At 57.1% G+C, this 19,369-nt stretch carries 19 protein-coding genes; 14 read left to right on the forward strand and 5 right to left on the reverse strand.

Features of this window, described 5'->3' with window-relative positions:
* Window positions 1–109 precede the first annotated feature (109 nt).
* Window positions 110–1,864: a L,D-transpeptidase family protein gene (locus tag ASE98_RS04130; RefSeq protein ID WP_060540096.1), complete on the reverse strand. Its 1,755-nt coding sequence runs from the start codon at window positions 1,862–1,864 to the stop codon at window positions 110–112.
* Window positions 1,865–1,945: 81 nt separating this feature from the next.
* Between ASE98_RS04130 and ASE98_RS04135 the strand changes: the two genes are divergently transcribed.
* From ASE98_RS04135 to ASE98_RS04170, 8 genes are all read left to right on the forward strand, one after another.
* On the forward strand, window positions 1,946–2,647 hold the full coding sequence (locus ASE98_RS04135; RefSeq protein WP_060540097.1) for a murein L,D-transpeptidase catalytic domain family protein: 702 nt from the start codon (window positions 1,946–1,948) through the stop codon (window positions 2,645–2,647).
* Window positions 2,648–2,884: 237 nt separating this feature from the next.
* Window positions 2,885–3,328 (forward strand): hypothetical protein, encoded by a 444-nt coding sequence (locus ASE98_RS04140; protein WP_060540098.1) that lies wholly within the window; start codon window positions 2,885–2,887, stop codon window positions 3,326–3,328.
* A gap of 37 nt (window positions 3,329–3,365) precedes the next feature.
* Entirely contained in the window at window positions 3,366–3,791 is a 426-nt protein-coding gene (locus ASE98_RS04145; RefSeq protein WP_060540099.1) for a PaaI family thioesterase, read from the forward strand.
* A 366-nt stretch (window positions 3,792–4,157) separates the two neighbouring features.
* Entirely contained in the window at window positions 4,158–5,723 is a 1,566-nt protein-coding gene (locus ASE98_RS04150) for a DUF3300 domain-containing protein (RefSeq protein WP_060540100.1), read from the forward strand.
* A 26-nt stretch (window positions 5,724–5,749) separates the two neighbouring features.
* Window positions 5,750–6,646: a DUF2950 domain-containing protein gene (locus ASE98_RS04155; protein ID WP_060540101.1), complete on the forward strand. Its 897-nt coding sequence runs from the start codon at window positions 5,750–5,752 to the stop codon at window positions 6,644–6,646.
* Between the two features lie 625 nt (window positions 6,647–7,271).
* Window positions 7,272–7,607, forward strand: coding sequence for a helix-turn-helix domain-containing protein (locus ASE98_RS04160; protein WP_162237378.1), 336 nt, complete (start codon window positions 7,272–7,274; stop codon window positions 7,605–7,607).
* 171 nt (window positions 7,608–7,778) lie between these two features.
* A complete protein-coding gene (locus ASE98_RS04165; RefSeq protein ID WP_060540103.1) occupies window positions 7,779–8,690 on the forward strand; it encodes a hypothetical protein in 912 nt (303 codons plus the stop codon).
* 59 nt (window positions 8,691–8,749) lie between these two features.
* Entirely contained in the window at window positions 8,750–9,196 is a 447-nt protein-coding gene (locus ASE98_RS04170; RefSeq protein WP_060540104.1) for a hypothetical protein, read from the forward strand.
* A gap of 112 nt (window positions 9,197–9,308) precedes the next feature.
* Here the strand turns inward: ASE98_RS04170 and ASE98_RS04175 are convergent, their stop codons facing one another.
* Window positions 9,309–9,776, reverse strand: coding sequence for a type I secretion C-terminal target domain-containing protein (locus tag ASE98_RS04175; RefSeq protein WP_082457476.1), 468 nt, complete (start codon window positions 9,774–9,776; stop codon window positions 9,309–9,311).
* A 100-nt stretch (window positions 9,777–9,876) separates the two neighbouring features.
* Between ASE98_RS04175 and dusA the strand changes: the two genes are divergently transcribed.
* The 6 genes from dusA (at window position 9,877) to ASE98_RS04200 (ending at window position 15,496) form a co-directional block, all read left to right on the forward strand.
* The gene (gene dusA / locus ASE98_RS04180) at window positions 9,877–10,872 is read left to right on the forward strand and encodes a tRNA dihydrouridine(20/20a) synthase DusA (protein WP_082457477.1); all 996 of its coding nucleotides are present in this window, start codon (window positions 9,877–9,879) and stop codon (window positions 10,870–10,872) included.
* A gap of 3 nt (window positions 10,873–10,875) precedes the next feature.
* Window positions 10,876–11,022, forward strand: coding sequence for a hypothetical protein (locus ASE98_RS26445; RefSeq protein WP_156465469.1), 147 nt, complete (start codon window positions 10,876–10,878; stop codon window positions 11,020–11,022).
* A 496-nt stretch (window positions 11,023–11,518) separates the two neighbouring features.
* Window positions 11,519–12,256, forward strand: a complete 738-nt coding sequence (locus ASE98_RS04185) for a winged helix-turn-helix domain-containing protein (RefSeq protein ID WP_060540107.1) — start codon at window positions 11,519–11,521, stop codon at window positions 12,254–12,256.
* On the forward strand, window positions 12,256–13,041 hold the full coding sequence (locus tag ASE98_RS04190) for an EAL domain-containing protein (RefSeq protein WP_156465470.1): 786 nt from the start codon (window positions 12,256–12,258) through the stop codon (window positions 13,039–13,041). Before ASE98_RS04185 ends, ASE98_RS04190 begins: the two co-directional genes overlap by 1 nt.
* Before the next feature lie 35 nt (window positions 13,042–13,076).
* Window positions 13,077–13,763, forward strand: coding sequence for a winged helix-turn-helix domain-containing protein (locus ASE98_RS04195; RefSeq protein WP_060540108.1), 687 nt, complete (start codon window positions 13,077–13,079; stop codon window positions 13,761–13,763).
* Window positions 13,764–14,101: 338 nt separating this feature from the next.
* Window positions 14,102–15,496 (forward strand): undecaprenyl-phosphate glucose phosphotransferase, encoded by a 1,395-nt coding sequence (locus tag ASE98_RS04200; RefSeq protein ID WP_060540109.1) that lies wholly within the window; start codon window positions 14,102–14,104, stop codon window positions 15,494–15,496.
* 364 nt (window positions 15,497–15,860) lie between these two features.
* Here ASE98_RS04200 and ASE98_RS04205 read toward each other — a convergent pair whose 3' ends face one another.
* From ASE98_RS04205 to ASE98_RS04215, 3 genes are read right to left on the reverse strand one after another with little or no spacing between them, the layout of a single operon-like run.
* Window positions 15,861–17,939: a YjbH domain-containing protein gene (locus ASE98_RS04205; protein WP_060540110.1), complete on the reverse strand. Its 2,079-nt coding sequence runs from the start codon at window positions 17,937–17,939 to the stop codon at window positions 15,861–15,863.
* Window positions 17,936–18,700, reverse strand: a complete 765-nt coding sequence (locus ASE98_RS04210) for a capsule biosynthesis GfcC family protein (protein WP_060540111.1) — start codon at window positions 18,698–18,700, stop codon at window positions 17,936–17,938. Before ASE98_RS04210 ends, ASE98_RS04205 begins: the two co-directional genes overlap by 4 nt.
* Window positions 18,697–19,362, reverse strand: coding sequence for a YjbF family lipoprotein (locus ASE98_RS04215; protein ID WP_156465473.1), 666 nt, complete (start codon window positions 19,360–19,362; stop codon window positions 18,697–18,699). Before ASE98_RS04215 ends, ASE98_RS04210 begins: the two co-directional genes overlap by 4 nt.
* Between the last annotated feature and the right edge of the window lie 7 nt (window positions 19,363–19,369).

Genomic DNA, 19,369 nt, shown 5'->3' on the forward strand with positions numbered 1-19,369 from the left:
CCACAAATTCGGTGGGCGCAGTTTATGGGGTTATCCGGGATAATTGGCGACCGCTTGCCGGGTGGTCGCCCCTCCTCGATCGCCGCAATCACCTCCGCACCAATTGACCTTACTGCGGGTTCTGCCCCGTCACCGCCATGGCGGCTTGCGCCTGACGCAGATCCAGCGGGGGTAACTTCACAGGCACATTCAACCCCTTGAGCACGCGGGCATCGTAGTCGTAGATATCCGGCTTGAATGTCACTCGCCCCTCGTTGCTCAAATCCACTGTCCAATAGGCCAACAGCACCGGCACTTTCACCGGCAGTCGAATGTTCTCGGTCCGGCCGTTGGCCAATTGCTTTTGAATGCCTTCACTGTTCCAGCGCACCGGATCGTTGAACAACAGCTCCACCAATTGCAACGGGTTTTCGACCCGGATGCAGCCCGAACTGGTTGCCCGGACTGTTTTGGAAAACAACTCGCGATGGGGTGTGTCGTGCAAGTAAATCGCATAATCATTAGGGAAGCGGATCACCACCTGGCCCAGCGAACTGTCGGGACCGGCGTCCTGGCGCAGGCTGATGCCCCGGGGATTGCTCCAGTCGACGCTCGACGGATTGAGCACATTGCCTTCGCGGTCAATGACGCGAATCCGGTTGGCGGCCAGGTAGCCCGGATCATTCTGGATCTTGGGTATCACGTCCTGCTTGAGGATCGTCGGCGGCACGGTCCAGGTCGGGTTGAAGGTGATGTAAGTGATCTCGGCCTGGAATACCGGCGTGCTGCGCACCGGTTTGCCTACCTGCACCCGCGAACGCCAGATTGGCAGTCCATCCCGGTACATCGCGACCTTGTAGCCGGCGATATCAACGATGACGAAGGTGCCCTGGAGCTTGTATAGCAACCAGCGAGCGCGTTCCATATTGACTCGCACCTGATCGATCCGCGCCTCGACAGGCACGTTCAGCGCCGCCAATGTCGTCGCGCCGGCCACGCCATCGGCCCCCAGGTATTGTTCGGTCTGATACCTCTTCACCGCCGCGATGACCTTGTCGTCGTAGCCGGCTTTTTTCACCTGGTTCGGGGCCAGGTAGCCGCCCGCCACCAGGCGCGCGCGCAGTTGCGCGACCGCCACCCCGTCCATACCAGGCTTGAGCGACTGCCCTTCACTGACCTTCGGCCAACCACCAGCGTCACGAACCTTGCGCAGTTGCGCCAGGCCATCGCGCAAATTTTTGTAGATCGCCTGTTGCGGCGACGCATCCGCGAACGCCCGCGCCACGTCATGGGCATCGAGGGCGGCGAACAGGTTGTTCATGTCCTCGCGCGGATCAATACCGGCAGGGTCGTAGTTCCAGTGAATGTCCAGACGCGACGGATCGACTTTGCCCCGGCGCAGTTGCAGCAACGCGGTGATGAACGTCCGGGTCGCCGCCATATCGAACATTGCCCGCTGCGCCGTCGATGGCATTGCAGCCACCAGTGACTCGTGGGCCTGGGCCAACTCGGTCACGCGAAAATCCGCCGGGCTCAGGCCATCGATGCGGGTGTCATCAAGACTTCGCAGTAATTGCGCCACGTCACCATCGTCTGTCCAGGCTGCGCGATAATTGCGGTGCATGTAAAAATCCAGCACCACGCGACTGACATCCAGGCGCTGATGACGCCGGGACGTGAGCACCGGAGGAAATGCCGAGCGCAGCGGCTCCAGCGTCGCCTGAATCGCTTGGCTGACCGCATCATCGGGCGCTGCGGCGTAGTTTGGGCTGTTCGCTGCAGATACCGGCTCTATCGGCGAATCTTGCCCAAACGCTGTACCGCTGATCAGAAAGCCCATAAAAAATATGCGGCTTATGACGAATAACCTTGTTAATTGCACCATGGATAATCCTTAATCCCCCGTTTTAAACGGCTAGCATTGCGCTCGCTGCTAGACTCGAAATTATCATGATGAGACCCGACTATGGCGCTAATCCGCTCTGGCCTTCTATTTGCCCTGATACTGACGTGGCTGTCAGTACCGTCAGCCTACGCCGATTCACTGGAAGCTGCTCTAGCCAAAGCAGCCCCAGGCGCCGATTCCCGAGTGATCGCCCTTGCCGTTCGTGCAACCCAATGCAGTCGCGCTCAAGGTGCGGCCCCGGCACAAAGACTGGCAGTCATCGATTATTCCATGCCGTCGACCGAACAACGCCTGTGGGTGTTCGATCTTAAAAAGCGCAAGTTACTGTTTCACGAACTGGTTGCCCATGGTCGCAACAGCGGCGAAAACATGGCGACCCAGTTCTCCAACCAGAATGAAAGTTTCGCCACCAGCCTCGGCCTGTTCCGCACACAACAAAGCTATCGCGGGCAGAACGGCTACTCGCTGCGCATGGAAGGCCTGGAGCCAGGCTTCAACGATAACGCCTTCGACCGTGCCATCGTCATACATGGCGCCCCCTATGTCAGCCCGGTGCTGGCCCGCGCCAACGGCAGAATCGGCAGAAGCCTGGGCTGCCCGGCAGTGCGCCCCGCGATCGCGCACAAGCTGATCGACTCGATGAAAGACGGACAGTTGCTGTTTTCCTATTACCCGGATCAGCGCTGGTTGAAGTCTTCTTCATACATCAACTGTGGCAGCGATACAGTAGCCTCAAGAGAAAAGTCCACTTCGCGCCAGTAAGGCACCCATTCTGGCAAACCGGCTCAAGCCATTAAAGCGCTGTATGGATAGCCACTCTGTTAGTTCTGACAGTAGACAGCCGCCAACTTAAACAACTAGTTTAAATCCCACGCATACCCGACAGTCTTTTCAAAGAGTGAATGGTATGCGTGCTGCCTGCTTTGTTGACATTCATTAACCTTGGCCAGGACGGTTCAAGCCACGCAGTGCCCTGCCATACAGAATGGAATCCTGGAGATGAACATCTTCTCTTGGCTTGCACTCGCAAGCTATGCCGTGGCTTTTCTGATTGTCGCCGCCTTTTCACTCGCTTACCTGCGGCGTTCCGATTTCATGCCCTACCACAGTATCGCCGTGGCCCGCCCATGGAGTGAGGTAGAGCCGCGCATGCAGTTACTGCTTCTGGCATTGATCAAAGTCACTGGATGGGCATGGCTGGCCTTGACCATTGCCGGTTTTCTACTGCTGTACTTGATGTTTTCCCATAACGGCCAATTTGAACGACTGGAACTTGAACAGCTATTCGTGTTTCAGCTGTTCTGCCTGGTCGCGGCCATTCCACCGATAGCCGTTGCTATTGATGTACGAAGAAAAACCCGGGCTCCTACTCCGATTCGCAGCGGTTCCCTGGTTGTGCTTCTCATGCTACTGGGCTTCTCCTTTGCACTGTTGTCCCTTTAGCACGCTTAACCACCCGCACACAGGGAGGTAAATCAACATGAACCCCGATTCCGTCTTCTGGAAAGTCGCCAATGGTGAACTTCCACTACCAAATGCCTCAAATCTGCTGGGCTGGACATTCATTTCCTACGATAAACAGGAACGCAAAGCCTACATCGAGTTCCAGGCCGGCATCGAGTTGACTAACCTGATGGGCAACATTTCCGGTGGCATGCTCAAGGCAATGCTGGATGACTCTATGGGGCCAGCGGTCTACGCCGACTTGTCCACCAATCAGGTGGCTGTGACGATTGAAGCAAAGACCCAATTTTTCCGCCCGGCATTACCGGGACGCATTTTCGGTTGGGGGCGAGTGGATCATGCGACAAAAGACCTGTGCTTCACGACAGGCCAACTCAGCAATGGCGCCAATGAGGTGCTTGCACGAGCGACCGCCATTTTCAAGATTCAGAACCTGAAATAGCGCACATGGCTTTTGGTGCATAAAAAGAAAAGGCACTCCACGAGGAGTGCCTTCTCTTTTGGCCCACTACCAACCCTGCACATGGCCCATGTCATCGACGCCGCTGCGCAGTTCGTGCGCAGCGGCGTTGGCGTCAGAAACTGACGTTCAGACCCAGGCGGACTCCACTGTCCTTGTAGCCATCGCCAAACTGCCCGGAGTAGCCCAGGCTTACCCGTGTTACCCGCGCGGTTTGATTGCGCGTTTAAAACTGGCAAAAAAAAATTGTTTGCTACTATTAGTGAACGGCATCGAAGCCCAGGGCTGCTTTAACTTCCCTGGCACTGATCCACTCATTTCAAACGTGCCTGACCACATGGAGCTGCAATGCGCATTCCATTTAATTACGTGTTGTCAGCTGTCCTTTTTTTGAGCGGATCCAACTGCCTGGCACAGCCAGTGGTTGCGGCCGCAACCCCACCCGCAGTCACTCCCGGTACCACACCGGCCCCGGCCCCCCTACCCGCGTCGGCATCGGCACCTGTCCCGGCAAAAGATCCCGTATTTACCCAGGAACAGCTGGATCAGATGCTGGCTCCCATTGCACTTTACCCGGACCCGCTGCTGGCCCAGGTGCTGATGGCCAGCACTTATCCCGGGGAAGTCGCCGAGGCGGTGTTCTGGTCCAGGGGAAATCCCGACGCCAAGGGTGATGATGCCGTCAGGCAGGTAGCGACCAAACCCTGGGACCCCAGTGTGCAGGCGCTGGTCGCCTTCCCGCAGGTTCTGGCTACCCTGGGGCAGGATCCCGTCTGGGTACAACGGGTAGGTGATGCCTTCCTGGCCCAGCCCGACGATGTCATGGGCGCTGTGCAACGCTTGCGTCATCAGGCGCAGGCAGCAGGCAACCTGCAGAGCAACCAGTATCAGAACGTGACGATCCAGAACATCGCACCCCCGACACCGGAGCCAGCACCGGCGCAGGAATCCGCACCCGCAGCGCCAGCCAGCAGCAGCTCCACCATCATCATTGAGCCCGCTGATCCGCAGGTCGTATACGTCCCTACTTATAATCCAACCACCACCTACGGCACCTGGCCTTATCCGGCGTCGCCGCCTGCGTACTATCCACCGCCGCCTGCGTACTACCCCGGTCAGGCATTGATGGCCGGACTGGCGTTTGGTACCGGCGTGGCAATCGTCGGTGCGTTGTGGGGTGAGTGTGACTGGGGCGACAACGACGTAGAAATCGACGTCGACCGCTACAACAACATCAACGGCAACAACCGCATCACCAACAATTCGAACAAGTGGCAGCACAACTCCACCCACCGCAACGGCGTACCCTATCGCGACAATCGCAGCCGCGAGCAGTACGGCCGGCAACTGGACGGGGCCAATCAGCGCCAGGCCTATAGAGGCGACAACGCTCAACGAGCCCAGGCGCGCGAGAGTGCTCAGCGCAACCAGGCCAGGGAAAATGCCCGCACCTCGATGGACAGGGCCGGCATCGAACGCCCTGCCACCAGCAACCAACAAGCCCGTGATCGGGCGCGCGAAGCCCAGACCAGAACGGCGGCAAACAACCGCCAGCAAGCAGGCACCAACAGACCGAACGCGACCGACAGAGGCCAGGGCACAGCCAGAAACACCCGGGAAGCCCAGCAACCCCGCCGGCAGACCGCTCAGACCAATCAACGCGCACAGGGCAAGGCACAGGCGCGCCAGACTACGCAAAAACGCCCAACTGCGACGGCCGCCAACAAGAGCGGTACGCGCAACAACGCATTCGCCGGGGCACGCAAACCTTCTCAAGTCAACGCACAAGCCAGTCGTGGCCGGGCCAGCCAGGCATCAGCTCAGCGCCCCAGCGCTTCGCGATCAGCTGGCCATCAGGTCAGTCGGCCATCCAATCCGCCAGCGCGTTCAGGTTCAAGAGGGGGCCGTCGTTGAATAACAATCCTCGAGTAAAGGCACGCATGGGCTTGCGCCTCAGTGCCCTGGCGATAACTGCCGGTCTGGCCTGGTCGTGCATCGCCATGGCACAGCAGGAATTTCCAACACCAGAAAAGGCCGCTGAAGCCTTCGTCGAAGCACTGGGCACCGACCACGCCGATCACGAACGACTGACTCAGTTGCTGGGCAAGGAATGGCGCAGTTTCATCCCTCGCGAAGGCACCGAGCGCAAAGATGTGGAGGCGTTTCTCAAGCAATACCAGGAGCGACACCAAATTGAAAAAACCAGCGACGGCAAGGCAATGCTGGCGGTCGGCAACGACAATTGGACACTGCCCATACCCATGGTAAAAACCGCCACCGGTTGGCGCTTCGACATGAAGTCCGGCAGTGCCGAAGTCCGTGCTCGTCGAATCGGCCGCAACGAAATCGACGCAGTGCAATCGGCGCTGAGTTATCACGACGCGCAAATGGAATATGCATCCATGGATCGTGACGGTGACGGCGCACTGGAGTATGCGCAGAACATCTACAGCGCCCCCGGCAAGCACGACGGGCTGTATTGGCCGGACGACGATAGCGGTCAGATCAGCCCCCTGGGTCCCTTGTTCGGCGAAACCATCGCCGGCGAAGCCTGGCATGGCTACTACTTCCGCATCCTTGAAAGCCAGGGGCCTTCGGCACCTGGTGGCGCCTACAGCTACCTCGTTGGCGACAAGATGATCCGGGGCTTTGCCTTGATTGCCTGGCCAGCAAAGTACGACGATACGGGAGTGATGAGCTTCATGATCAGTCATGAAGGGCAGGTGTTCGAGAAGGACCTGGGGCCCGAGAGTGAGAAGTTGGCGCTGTCGATGAAGAGCTTTGATCCCGATGACAGTTGGAAAGAGGTGACCGTGGATCAGGATGAGATCAAGTAATTCAGGCACAAGCCCCGCACAAGCGGGGCTCGATAAAAACCGCGGATAGCGACAGAGCACCTCGACAGGCAAACTGACCTTGGCTATCAACTCGCGTTCGCGATAGGTGCGTCATAGGTGTAGCTATTAGACAGGTTGTCAATTCTACGGAGCAGATGCGCTTCACAGCGCAAGCCATTCCCCACCCCGAATAATAGAACACCCCGATAACCCCGAGGCCAACCCCAAATCCCAGCCACCACCCCCCTCCCCCTGTGGGAGCCAGCCTGCTGGCGATAGCGCCAGCCCAACCACCACAAATACTGAAACAGCCCCCCAAAACCCACTCCAATGCCTAAAGCGTGGAAACGTCCTACATTCAAATGCCGAAACAGAGTCGGAAGCATCTGATTCTGGTTTTTGGCGATAGCTGAATGAGCCATCGCTGATCCCGAACGGCGTAGATATTCTGCTCTCGTAGAAAAACCAACTACTGACAAGGAGCGGTCTTATGCAACCCGTCGATTTTTAATCGTGCCCTCCCCTATTGTTGATGCCCACACCCACAATTGAGCGGGCGATCACAGCGTCAAGCGCTCCAATGCATAAAGTCAGGATTCCAGTTTCCCGTTCAATGGATGACATTATGCAATCGACACTCGGAGTACGAATCTGTGAGGCGATGGAACAACGAAACCTGTCAAAACTGTACGCCGTCGCCGTTGCACTGGACGTCACAGAAAGTGCCGTATGCCGTTGGAGAAAGAACGGCAGGATAACGGTGGAAAACATAATCGCGCTCTGCGAACTCCTGGACGTCTCCACCGATTGGCTGCTGCTGGGTCGCGGCACAATGGACATGCACCGCAATGTCCAGCCCCCACTGCGTCAAAACGTGCGAAAACATCTGTCCACTCTCCCTGATGCGGCGCTCATACACCTGGAAAACTTCCTGGCCGCCATCGATTCTCCTGACACTTGAACGCTGCGCAAGCAGATTCCGGAAATTTTGCCTGCCGCGCAATTTGAATGCGTTGAGTCACGCGCCGTCGAGGCTCATGTTCTGGTTGTCGCCTTTTTCAATGCGCCAAGGAAACGGAAATAGTGATTGCGCACAAGAAAGGTCGATACCACCTAACACTTGGAGCCAGACATGGGACAGTCAAACACGATCGAAGAACAGCAAAAACAGAACGCCAAATTCCAGGCCTATGTTGATCAGATGCGTACGGACCTCGACAAGAGCCTGACCACGCAAACGGCTGCTTTGAACGACAAGATCAAGGCGCATTACAGTAAATACAACGACGACGCCTCAATGATTTCGAGCAGCTACCAGCACCTGACCACGGTGAGCGAATGGTCGCTGGCCTCGGTTAACGTGATGATCGACTCGTGCCGCAAGGCCATCTTCGGAGGGAAGTTGCCCGATGGCGCGAAAAAGGACACTCCGACGGCAGAAGTCACCGCTGCCATTCAGGCGATGACGAACCTGGACCTGCTGATCGCCAATGCAGCGTTTGACGCCATACAAGGACTGTTGACCAGTGTCGGCTCGAAAACCGAAACCAGCATTACGGTCAAGACCGATGAAAAACTGCTGGCGCCCGGCATGACCTTGTTCATTACCGTGATGGAGAACTCCTACCACCGCAAAGACTTCCTCAGCGACGAGTCGATTGTCCAGACGCTGTTCCTCTTCGACGTGCGCTTCTCCATCAAGGAAGGCAAAGCCGTGACCAAGTTGAACGATCTGCAGGCGTACGAGAACCAGAAGCAATCCATGCGCAACCAGCTACTGAAAGTCGACAACGAGGTCGACAAGCTGGACCCCTCCGCCGACAACTATCTGACCATGCTGGCCAAGTTCACGAGCATCAGCGACACACTGAACACTCGTCTTGAGGCCATCGACAAAAAGCTCCAGGTCATCAGCCTGCTGGCAGGGCCAGCGGTGAATGAGGCCCAGCCGGCGCTTGCAGCGCTGCCGGAGACGCTCGACGGCGGTGCGATCGTGGCGCGTATCAAGGCACGCTTCGATACGGCACTGGCGGCCAGACTCTGAGCAGCCACGGGCAGTGACGGTTTTGCCAAATTCAAGTTTCGCTTGATGAGGAATGGATCATGACCATTGTCTTTGAAATGAGTACCGATGCAGACATCGTAAACACCACGCTCAACCCCGCCTGGCCTGCGGTAACCGCACGCCATGACTGGGCAGCAGTCAGGAACATGAACCTGAACATCGAAGGAGGTGCAGTCATCGTCGTACTGGCGCACGGTAACAACAACGTTATCGGGGATGCCGGCCCGGCGATTTCCCTCAACGCGGAAACCTTCCTGGCCTCCGTGCAAGGCAACATACAGGCCGGACAGGCACCAGGCGCCGTTTATATCTCCACCTGCGGCAAGGACATTGCAGGTTTCGCCGCCGGAGTACGTATCTGCGCCGAGAACAACAAGGTGTGGGCCAACACGGCGATCTTCGGCCACCATTCTCCGGTCGCAGGACCGGTCCCGCCGCCAACGCCCACTAATTTGAGCTGGGTGCAAATCTATCAAGGTCGTTGAAAACACGCTTGTGATAGAACTCCGGTTGCGTGCTGCCCTTGCTTCACGCGACTGGCCTTGCTCTGCGGTGCAGTAACACGCCGGGGCTCCATAGAGCCCCGGCAGCGCTTTATCAGGCAATAATGTCTGCGCTAACCAGTGTCGGCACACCGATCAGGGAAATCTCGAACTCCGCAGCCGTGTCGGCATCGGTGCTGCCAAACAGGATGCCGCCAGCGAAACGCACCTGCCCGGTCGCATTACTGCTGAAGGCGTTCGCCCCGATGTAGCTGAAAGCATCATTGACGGCAGTGGCGACATTAGCGTCCAGGGTCGACAGGTCGATCTTGTCACCCTCGCTGGTTTTGAAATCCCCCACCACATCGCGCAATGTGCCCAGGCCCATTTCGCTCAAGAAATCGAAGTCGAAGCGATCGGCTCCGACACCGCCGTTGAGCCGATCAACACCCACCCCACCGATCAGCAGGTCGTTACCGGCGCCACCGGAAAGCACATCGTTGCCGATGCCCCCTGTGAGGGTGTTGGCGGCGGCATTGCCGGTCAGGGTGTCGTTGAAGTTACCGGAACAAAGTGGACAGATCTATAATCGCCGCCGATCAATCGTATCGGGGCTCGCGCCCCCACCCTCTCAATCCTGATAAACTCCCCCACCTCCCAGCCTCACCGATTCCAGATCCCCCATGTCCGTAACCACCGCTACACCTGCCCCGCTTTCCCGTCGTTTCTCCGTCGCACCCATGATGGACTGGACCGACCGCCACTGCCGCTTCTTCCTGCGTCTGCTGTCGAAGAACGCCCTGCTCTACACCGAAATGGTCACCACCGGGGCCTTGCTCAACGGCGATCACGAGCGTTTCCTGCGTCACAACGAGGCTGAGCATCCGCTGGCGTTGCAGCTCGGTGGCAGTGTTCCGCTGGACCTGGCCGCGTGTGCACGCATGGCCCAGGAGCACGGTTACGACGAGGTGAACCTGAATGTCGGCTGCCCGAGTGATCGGGTGCAGAACAATATGATCGGCGCGTGCCTGATGGGGCATCCGCAGTTGGTGGCCGATTGCGTGAAGGCGATGCGTGATGCGGTGTCGATTCCGGTGACGGTCAAGCACCGTATCGGTATCAACGGTCGGGACAGTTACGAGGAACTGTGCGATTTCGTCGGCACAGTGCGTGATGCCGGCTGCACCAGTTTTACCGTGCATGCGCGGATTGCGATTCTGGAAGGGTTGTCGCCGAAGGAAAACCGTGACATTCCACCCCTGCGCTATGACGTGGCGGCGCGGTTGAAGGCGGATTTTCCGCAGCTGGAGATCATTCTCAACGGCGGAATCAAGACGCTGGAAGCTTGCCACGAACATCTGCAAACCTTCGACGGTGTGATGCTCGGTCGCGAGGCGTATCACAACCCGTATGTGATGGCCGAGGTCGATCAGCAACTGTTTGGCAGCACGGCGCCGGTGATCAGCCGCGCCGAGGCGCTGGCGCAACTGCGACCCTATATCGCCGCGCATATCGATGCGGGCGGTTCGATGCACCATATCACTCGCCATGTACTGGGGCTGGGCACCGGGTTTCCGGGGGCGCGCAAGTTCCGCCAGTTATTGTCGGTGGATATTCACAAGGCCAAAGAGCCATTGGTTTTGCTGGATCAGGCGGCGCAGTTGCTCGAGGGGCGGTAAATATTGACTGAACACCAGGCCGACGCCGTGCAGCCTGGCGCTGGTTTTTCCCTGCCAGGCCGCGTCATTCCGCTCTACCCGATCAATCTTAAGAACAACCCACCGCTATTGGCCGATCCCGAACGCAATGCGCCCGGGATCATCGCCTGACATTGCGCGAATTCTGCAGTTTTATTGAAATCAGCCACGCAAACGAGAAATTAAAACTCATTGAACCGCGCATTAAAACAGCCTGTTATCAAATGTCGCCCACTATGCCTTAACGCTTGCGAGTTATATATCAGTTAATAACGGAAGAACATTCAGGCGCAGGGGCCAATTTCTAGCAGTAACATTCAGAATTACATGACGCCGGATCAAAAATTGATCGAAGCCGGCACCTTAGTCTCATACACGGCGAATTGCTCCGGAAAATCGGGACATGGCGACAAAAGATAGCACAACGCCATGGCCGATTTGCGCGCGATATTGAACTGGATTATTCAGCACATCTGCCGCAGGAGAGCAAACGATCACATCCGACGTATCGGTAATGTTAAAAAACTTGCCCGGGACTTAAAATCTCAACGAAATGTTACCAATTGTCAGTCACAAACGAGAATTGGTGCTTTAAAATCCAAACGTCAGCACCCAGCCGAGTCAAAGCATGATGCTTACAGGGAATTACACTTCACGCCACCACCACGCACAGGAGCAGACAGGGATTCTCACCATTGGGCCGACCCATTTGTCAGCCGAGAATTTCAGGGAGTTAGTTACCAGCCACCTGGGCAATGACTTGCCCATAGATACCACCTGCTACAGCAATTCGATCAATGAAGACAAGCCTCACGGATTGTACCGTGCGGTGTTTATTGTCATTGACAGACCCCAGGCGCTTGATCAAAGCATTGCCTTGATTGAAGGTATTCGCAGCGACGATCTGGCGCTGGAAATATTTGCCGTCTTCACCGGCCCAGGCACCTACAACAAGATGAAGTACTATCTCGCGGGGGCCGATCACTGCATCAAACTCAACGCTACCCCTGGCGAAAATGCCGAGGTGCTGGCCGAGCTTTTCAACAGCCCGGAATGGCTAAAAGAAAACAATCTGCTGCTAGACCCCACTCGCATGTGCCTTGTCGGGGGCTATAAAAAACTGGATATATCGTTTGCAGAAATGAGCATTCTCGAGGCTTTTGCTCTAACAAAAAACCATATACTGAGCCATGACGAAATCGCCAGAGTCATGGGTCTCAATGTAAATTTTTATGACCCAAGAGCCTTGGAAAAGTCAATCAGCCGTCTTCGCGGCAAAATAAAAGGCACGTATGGCACCAACGCCATTCAGAGCATTCGTGGACATGGATATCGCTTAATCAGGGGCCTGATCTTTACCGCCTGATGATTTACGTGCAAGGGAGTTATTGCATTTTGAACGCAACCGGGCGCGCGCCCCAATACGAGCGCGCGAATTATTATCTGTCTCGGCAGCTGATTCTCACACGCGACGACCGCCCTTTTGGCAGCGAAATCAGGATTAAATTCGACGACAATCAGGTCCTCTCGGCGCTTGCATCTTTCGCCCCGCAAACACCTCAGCTGCGCGGCATCTACAGCCAGGCACTGATGCAGACCCGGCGGGTGGCCCTCTCGCTGAAAAACAGCCGCACCATCAGTGAAAACCAGTATCCGAGCCGTCGGTTTGTTTGTCTGGAACAGTCAGCCCTGATCGACTGCGCACTGTCAAAAGAGTTGATCCAGTGCAACGAAACCTTGCAGGCCTTCGGGCAGACTCTGGTTATCGCACTAAACGAACTGCCATTGCCGGCAGTCAGTTTCACGGATAAAAAGAAAATCCTGTGCAATCTGTATCAATTGAAGGATCACGGAATCGAAATCGCTTTCGACGGCTTCAATATCTACGATGAAAGTAGCGAGATCTTGACCACTCTGAATCTCTTCGACTACATAAAAATCTCCATTTCAACGCTGGATTTGAGCCTCAAACTCACCGACAACCCGGAACTTTTCAATCGACTCTACGAACGCATGACCCAGCAGGCTCACACCACCAAAGTATCGTTTATCGCGGACCGGGTCGAAAAGGCTGCCAGCCATGTACTGGCGCGAGCGCTGCCCTTTGATTACTTCCAGGGGAGCCACTACTCCCCAATCGATAACCTTTAAACCCACAACCCAGGTACACAATTCAGGAGAGAGACATGGATAGCAGCACGAACCTCCCCAGAAAATATTTTGTCGTAGTAACTCATTGCCCCGCACTTCAACTGGAGCTGGAGACATTACTGTCCAGCAAACGCTACAACTCGCTGGGCACTTCACAGGCGAAAATGTTTGTCGAGAACTCCGCCCCTCCCGCCCCGCCCCAGAAGCTAATGGAGTTTATTTTCCCCCACGGGGACAGAATTGCCCCACCCGCTGTCAAGCATGACACACAGCGCATAGTGTCGACGTTCAAGACCGAGTGGCAATCGGCACAGTTTGACGCCAGGCCTAATAACACTGCCGCTATCACAGATAAAGCCAAGGAGAGCATCAGGGATGACGTCTCCTATTCGGCCGCACCGCCTGCGCCATTGACCGAAACCTGGCGGCTGAGCAAAAGCAGCGGCGCACTGATCAAGCATGACATCAAGGTCGAGTTGACCGGCCTGGAGTCGACACTGCTGCAGACCATGCTGCATCACGATGATCGCGTGGTCAGCAAAGATGATCTGATCCGCAGCATCGGCCGGGAACCTGAACATTATCGGGGTCTCGAGATGTGCCTGAGCCGACTACAGGAGAAGTTCAAGAGCGCCAGCAATGGCGAACGCTTGTTCCGCGCCGTCAGGAATCGCGGCTACTGCCTGATACAGAAGATTACACGCGGAAAAAGCTTGAACTGAGCAAGTAATTAGCCTCACTGGTAGTGCACTACAACAATAATTATAACGCACCCCGGCCTATAGCCCCCGCCCCTCCTCTTCTACAACCACACCAACAAAGTTACATTTACCGACCATTTCTAACACCCCCACCTTATATATCACCAAACCAAACTCCTCCTCGTTATAAGTCGTCAGACAGCCCGCACATCAATAACTTAATCTATTGACTGACAATAGCGCCGTCCCTTGGCGTTTCGATCGTCAATGCATTGCCATCCTACAAAAACAATAACGTTGAATATCGACCTGGCTCTAGCGTGGGCGGCACGTGAATGGACGTACTTTGGGGATAACGCATGGATAACAATCTTCGTATCAATCGAAATACCTCGTTCAAAGGATTGACCTTCTGGGGGCAGTGGGTACTGGGTCAAGGCGTTGCTGTCGCCTTGTTACTCCTATTGGTTTACAACCAGACGGGCACTGTAGAGTTCTATTACCGAGTGTGTGCAACACTGACTGTACTTGCATCGGTGCCCGCCTATACCTGGTGTGGCGTCTATGCAAAGAAAGACAATTATCTGGAAGGTTTGCTCAGGCTACTGATGGGCTGGTCAATGACCCTGGCAGCGCTGGCCATCGTTGCCTTCCTCTGCAAGGCCAATGAACTGTTTTCTCGCCAGATCATTCTGGTATGGGCAATCTGCGGCTACGTCGGCCAGGCGCTGTTGTATGTCCCGTTGCATGGTTTTTCCAGGTACTACCAACGTTCACTGCAAAGTGAGCGCAGAACCCTGATTGTGGGGACTGGCGAGTTGGCGTTGGGATTGGCCGGCAAGCTGCGTACCCTCGAGCACTTTCCATTGGTAGGCCTGGTGAGTTCCGACGCCACACCTTTGCTGGAAGCGAGCGCGCCACCTGTCGTCGGCTCGCAGGATGAACTCCTGGAGCTGATCAGGACCCATGAAATCCGCCGCCTGTACATCACGCTTCCGCTCAATGAAGCGAGCAGGATCGAAGCGATGTACGTCGATCTGCTGGATGCCAATGTGGACGTGGTCTGGGTTCCTGACCTGAACAGCCTGACGCTGCTCAATCATTCGGTCCGGGACGTGAATGGCCTGCCGGCGATCTATCTGAACGAAAGCCCGTTGACCAGCCAACCCACCGCCGCATTGAGCAAAAGCCTGCTCGATAAAAGCGTGGCGCTCATGGCCATTGTCGTACTGAGCCCGCTGCTGTTGCTGATTGGCCTGGCCGTCAAGCTGACTTCCCATGGGCCGGTATTCTTCAAGCAGGACCGACATGGCTGGAACGGCAAGGTCATTCAGGTCTGGAAGTTCCGCTCGATGCGTGTGCACGACGACCTCGAGGTGAAGCAGGCCAGCCGCAACGATTCGCGAATCACGCCGGTCGGGCGTTTTATCCGCCGCACCTCGATCGATGAGTTGCCGCAGTTGTTCAACGTATTGCAAGGCCACATGGCACTGGTGGGACCACGTCCCCATGCCGTTGCCCACAATGACTACTACTCCGGGAAGATTCTTGCCTATATGGCTCGCCATCGAATCAAACCGGGCATTACCGGCCTGGCGCAAATCAATGGTTGCCGTGGTGAGACCGACACCATTGACAAGATGCAGAAGCGTGTCGAGATCGACCTTAAGTACATCAACAACTGGTCACTGTGGCTGGATCTGAAGATCCTCGTGAAAACCCCGTTTACCTTGCTGTCAAAAGACATCTATTAACGGTTTTCCACGCAACACCGGCAACACGACAAGGGGACGCAAGTCCCCTTTTTCGTGGGTGATCATTAATTTCCGAGAGCCACCAACGCCCCACCATCCGTCATGTCAGCAGAGGGATGGCACGTTTTTTTTGGTGGGGGCGCGCGATGCTGTAGGAGCCAGCCTGCTGGCGATGGTCGTTAACGATAACGCGTGCAAGCTGGTTAAACGCGGCGCGCTTGAGTCCATCGCCAGCAAGCCGGCTCCTACAGAGACCGGCTCCATCACACGACACCGAATTTGTAGGAACTGGCTTGCCAGCGATGACGTCCGAACGTCCAACGCAAACCTCAAGACCGCATCGCCTGCAAGCGCGCCTACAGATTTACTCAGTGATCTTGTCGAAGTTACGGTAGAACAGATCACTGTCGCGGCTATCGGTCATGGCGTGCAGCGAGTAACTGCGCCCAAGTCGTGCACCACCGTCGCGAGTCAGTGGCGACCAGACGATGTTGGCGCGACGCATGGTCGACACACTCATCATCTCGTCGAACGGAATGGACACGTAGATACCCTTGTCGAAACTGCCCTCGCCGTATTCCTCGCTGGTGGCGCTGGTCATCGTGGCCCAGGCACCGAAGCGCACGCCGTTGGCGAATTCCCGAGACAGGTCGACCGTGGCGCCCCAGTCCTTCGCCAGGTAGCGTCCAACGCTGACGGCAGCCTGAGCGTCGAAAGGCAAGTCGGTGTAACCGGTGATGTGACCGGTGACAGTCGAGTAATCGCGCAGGCCAAAGCCCTGGTCGAAGTCACGCTGGCGAACGTAGTTCAGGTCCGCGCCGACGGACCAGCGCTGCCCCTGCGGACGGAACAGCGCTTCACCGCCGACACCGGCGAACATCGACTCCAGGTAACCACCGTAGACCATGCCATACCAGTCCTGGTCCAGTTGCCTGGCGTGGTTGAACTGGAACGTCGGCATGGTGACGTCAGAGGTGGTCATATACTGGCGCAGATCCGTTCGAACCCGCGGCAACCCACTCGGTGCGTCGTAGGTAAAATTATCGTAGTTGTTCAGCAGATTGACGCTGAGCAAACCGCTCCACCAGGTGTTGCGCGTGAAGCGATACTCGGCATCCGCATCGGCGCTTATCTGATAGAGCAGACCATCCGGGCCGCCGACGTTCTGTTTGTAGCCCAGGCCGACACCATATTTGAGTGGATCCCTTGTCTGGGTATAGAGCGTTGTTTCCCTGTGCGGCATCGCCGCGTTGACCTCGGTGGTGCGATGCAGACTTTTCAGCGGTTCCTCATTGTTGACCACTTCGCGGAAGGTCTCACGAGGCACGCTGGTTTCTTCCAGGGGCATGTCGTAACGCTTGTTGACCAGGGTAAACCAGTCGATGTCGTCATTGACGCTGTTATCCAGGATCCGGCTGGCGCGACCGACCGCTTTTGCCGAATGGAAGTAATTGGTCTGCTCGCCGTACACCAGCAGCTCGGAACCGCGTTGGGCCACACGCTCGACGTCGTAGCCCGCATTTTTCTGCAAGCGTCGGGATACGTCGGCCCAATTGACCTGGTCCGGTGCGGTGACCGGCGCGTGCGCGGGCAGGCGCTCGACCGGCGGGTCGAAGGTCTTGGCCGGTGCCTTGCGGCTGACGAAGTTGGTGTGCAAGGTAATGCCGAACATGGCGGTGTTGCCGCGTTCCCAGGCAGCGCTGAGATCCACCGAGTCGGTCAGCTTGAACACCGCACCGAGATTGATCGGCGAGTCTTGCTTGATGTGGTTGTCCTTGGGCTCGTCCTTGTAGTCGTTGCCTTCGTATTCGAGTTTCAGGCTGAGGGGCTCCCAGGGTGTCTGGTAGCTCACACCACCAAACAACGAGGGGCGTCCACGAAAATACGCATTGGTATTGACGTCACCGGTGCCATCGCCCTCAGGCCGGGTATCGAAGCGGTCATCGATCCCGCCTAACGGGTTATCGAAATCGCCGCGGTTGCCCAGGTAGCCCCAGGCAACGCCGGCGCTGAAATCGAAGTCGTTGTATCGCTTGTTGGCAACCAGGTATTCACTGGAGAACAGACCGGTACCACCAACGTCGCGAAAGCCCAGGGCCAGCTCGGGTGCCCAGTGGCTTTCCTGCCACAGCCGCAACTTGACGTCCACGGCCTTGTCTTTATAACTCTGATCGCCACTCAACGACTCGGGGCCATATCTGCGGTTGGTGATCGCGGTGTAGCGGAATGAACCTTCAAGCCACTCAAAGGGCTGTAACGAAACGCTGTAGCGGCTATATGGACTGGTGCGGTTGGCATTCACACTCAACTCGCCGGCGGGTGCCATGCGGGCCGTCGGAGTCTGCAGCAGGCCCACACCGCCGAAATCATTTTGGGTTATGCGTGGCTCTGCATAAGCCAGGCCACAAGGTATTAACAACACAGCTGCAAAACGTAAACTCAAGGAACCACCTCAGCCAGTTGCGCGGCAAAAAATTCAGCCAGCTGCTGATTCAGTTCAGGTAGGGGCGGATTCAGATCATCGGTTCTGACCGGCACCAGAATTTTGCTGCCGGCGGCAGGCACCTGCCCGCCCTCGCGATTCCACGGCGCAATGCCGACCCGGCGAGTGACGCCGTCCGGTTGAATGAGCCAGAGGTAATCGGTTTCGGCATCGGCAAGCGGTGCACACCCTTGCAGGTAGTCACTGGCCTGCTGCATGGCGCGGTGCTCGAGCCGGCACGGCACGGCCACAGCGCCCAGCACTTCAACAACCTTGGGGCGTTGCGGATAGACCAGGCTGTCGCCGTCATCGAGACGGAAGTTGCGGGCGAACCCGACCTCGACCGCGACCGGGTCGAGGACGGCAACCTGGCGGCCAGTGACCGGCAAGCGGCTGACTTGCTCGTACAGGCGCGACGCCAATGCCGCCCGCCCGGTCTGCTCGAAGAGCAAGGCGGTACGTTGCAGCACCTTCAAATCGAACAAGACCCCGGCTTTCAGCCGGGTCTGCTCCTCGAGCAGCGACTGGCGCAACCAGGCGGCCGCCAGCCAGTAACCTTCAGGGTTGGGTTGCGCGAAACGAATCACGTCCAGTACACGGGCGCCGGGTTGCAAGTCGACCTGCCCCGGGTGGCGAACATCGCCAGTGACGGAAACCGCCGCCACACTCACGCTGCCCGCCGTCAGCAGTACGCACGTCGATAAAATCCTGGCGAGCTTCAACGGACAACCCCACGCTCAGACGTCAACTGAACGATCTTCACCCGCAGTTGCTTCGTCAGCTGCTGCTCACTCTGCAGAATCAAACCGTTATCCGGATCGACCCAATAATGATTGGTCGCATGCAGCCCAATAGCCGGTGCATCAATATGCTCGTCGACACGCAGCACGGCGTATTCCTTGTCCAGAATCCTGATGGTTTCCATGGGCCGGCGATTGAAGCGACTGCTCAACTCGACACCCACTTCGTAGCCTTGATAAAGATCGATCCAGCGTTGACTGCTGTACCCGTCGGGCAGCCGATGCAGTCCTTGGCGGAACGGCGAGACGGCGTCAAAGCGCGTCCCGTCGAGGTCGCCATCGACACCGAGTCCGACACTGCGTACCGCAAGCCCGTCGCGCAGCAACAGCACCTGCTTGCCGGACGCGACCCAGTACTGCAGGTCGCCCCGCTGGCGCACCATCGCCAGCACCCCCTCGCCGGAGGGCGTGCTGAGCTTGAGTTGGGGAAACTGCACCGCCGCCACCTGGGCCGGCGTCACCTGCAGCTCATCGGGCCCGCTGAACGCCGCTTTCAGGTTGGTCAACGAGGCGGTCATCAGGGGATTACAGCCACACAACAGCGACGCCGCCATCAAGCAGACGCTAACTTTCAACGTTCTCACAGTCGGC

Source organism: Pseudomonas sp. Leaf48, assembly GCF_001421885.1.
Lineage (GTDB): Bacteria > Pseudomonadota > Gammaproteobacteria > Pseudomonadales > Pseudomonadaceae > Aquipseudomonas.

Excerpts from the sequence above, each read along its gene's own strand:
- ASE98_RS04130 (WP_060540096.1), bottom strand. The coding sequence starts at position 1,864 with ATGGTGCAATTAACAAGGTTATTCGTCATAAGCCGCATATTTTTTATG.
- ASE98_RS04135 (WP_060540097.1), top strand. The coding sequence starts at position 1,946 with ATGGCGCTAATCCGCTCTGGCCTTCTATTTGCCCTGATACTGACGTGG.
- ASE98_RS04140 (WP_060540098.1), top strand. The coding sequence starts at position 2,885 with ATGAACATCTTCTCTTGGCTTGCACTCGCAAGCTATGCCGTGGCTTTT.
- ASE98_RS04145 (WP_060540099.1), top strand. The coding sequence starts at position 3,366 with ATGAACCCCGATTCCGTCTTCTGGAAAGTCGCCAATGGTGAACTTCCA.
- ASE98_RS04150 (WP_060540100.1), top strand. The coding sequence starts at position 4,158 with ATGCGCATTCCATTTAATTACGTGTTGTCAGCTGTCCTTTTTTTGAGC.
- ASE98_RS04155 (WP_060540101.1), top strand. The coding sequence starts at position 5,750 with ATGGGCTTGCGCCTCAGTGCCCTGGCGATAACTGCCGGTCTGGCCTGG.
- ASE98_RS04160 (WP_162237378.1), top strand. The coding sequence starts at position 7,272 with ATGCAATCGACACTCGGAGTACGAATCTGTGAGGCGATGGAACAACGA.
- ASE98_RS04165 (WP_060540103.1), top strand. The coding sequence starts at position 7,779 with ATGGGACAGTCAAACACGATCGAAGAACAGCAAAAACAGAACGCCAAA.
- ASE98_RS04170 (WP_060540104.1), top strand. The coding sequence starts at position 8,750 with ATGACCATTGTCTTTGAAATGAGTACCGATGCAGACATCGTAAACACC.
- dusA (WP_082457477.1), top strand. The coding sequence starts at position 9,877 with ATGTCCGTAACCACCGCTACACCTGCCCCGCTTTCCCGTCGTTTCTCC.
- ASE98_RS04185 (WP_060540107.1), top strand. The coding sequence starts at position 11,519 with ATGATGCTTACAGGGAATTACACTTCACGCCACCACCACGCACAGGAG.
- ASE98_RS04190 (WP_156465470.1), top strand. The coding sequence starts at position 12,256 with ATGATTTACGTGCAAGGGAGTTATTGCATTTTGAACGCAACCGGGCGC.
- ASE98_RS04195 (WP_060540108.1), top strand. The coding sequence starts at position 13,077 with ATGGATAGCAGCACGAACCTCCCCAGAAAATATTTTGTCGTAGTAACT.
- ASE98_RS04200 (WP_060540109.1), top strand. The coding sequence starts at position 14,102 with ATGGATAACAATCTTCGTATCAATCGAAATACCTCGTTCAAAGGATTG.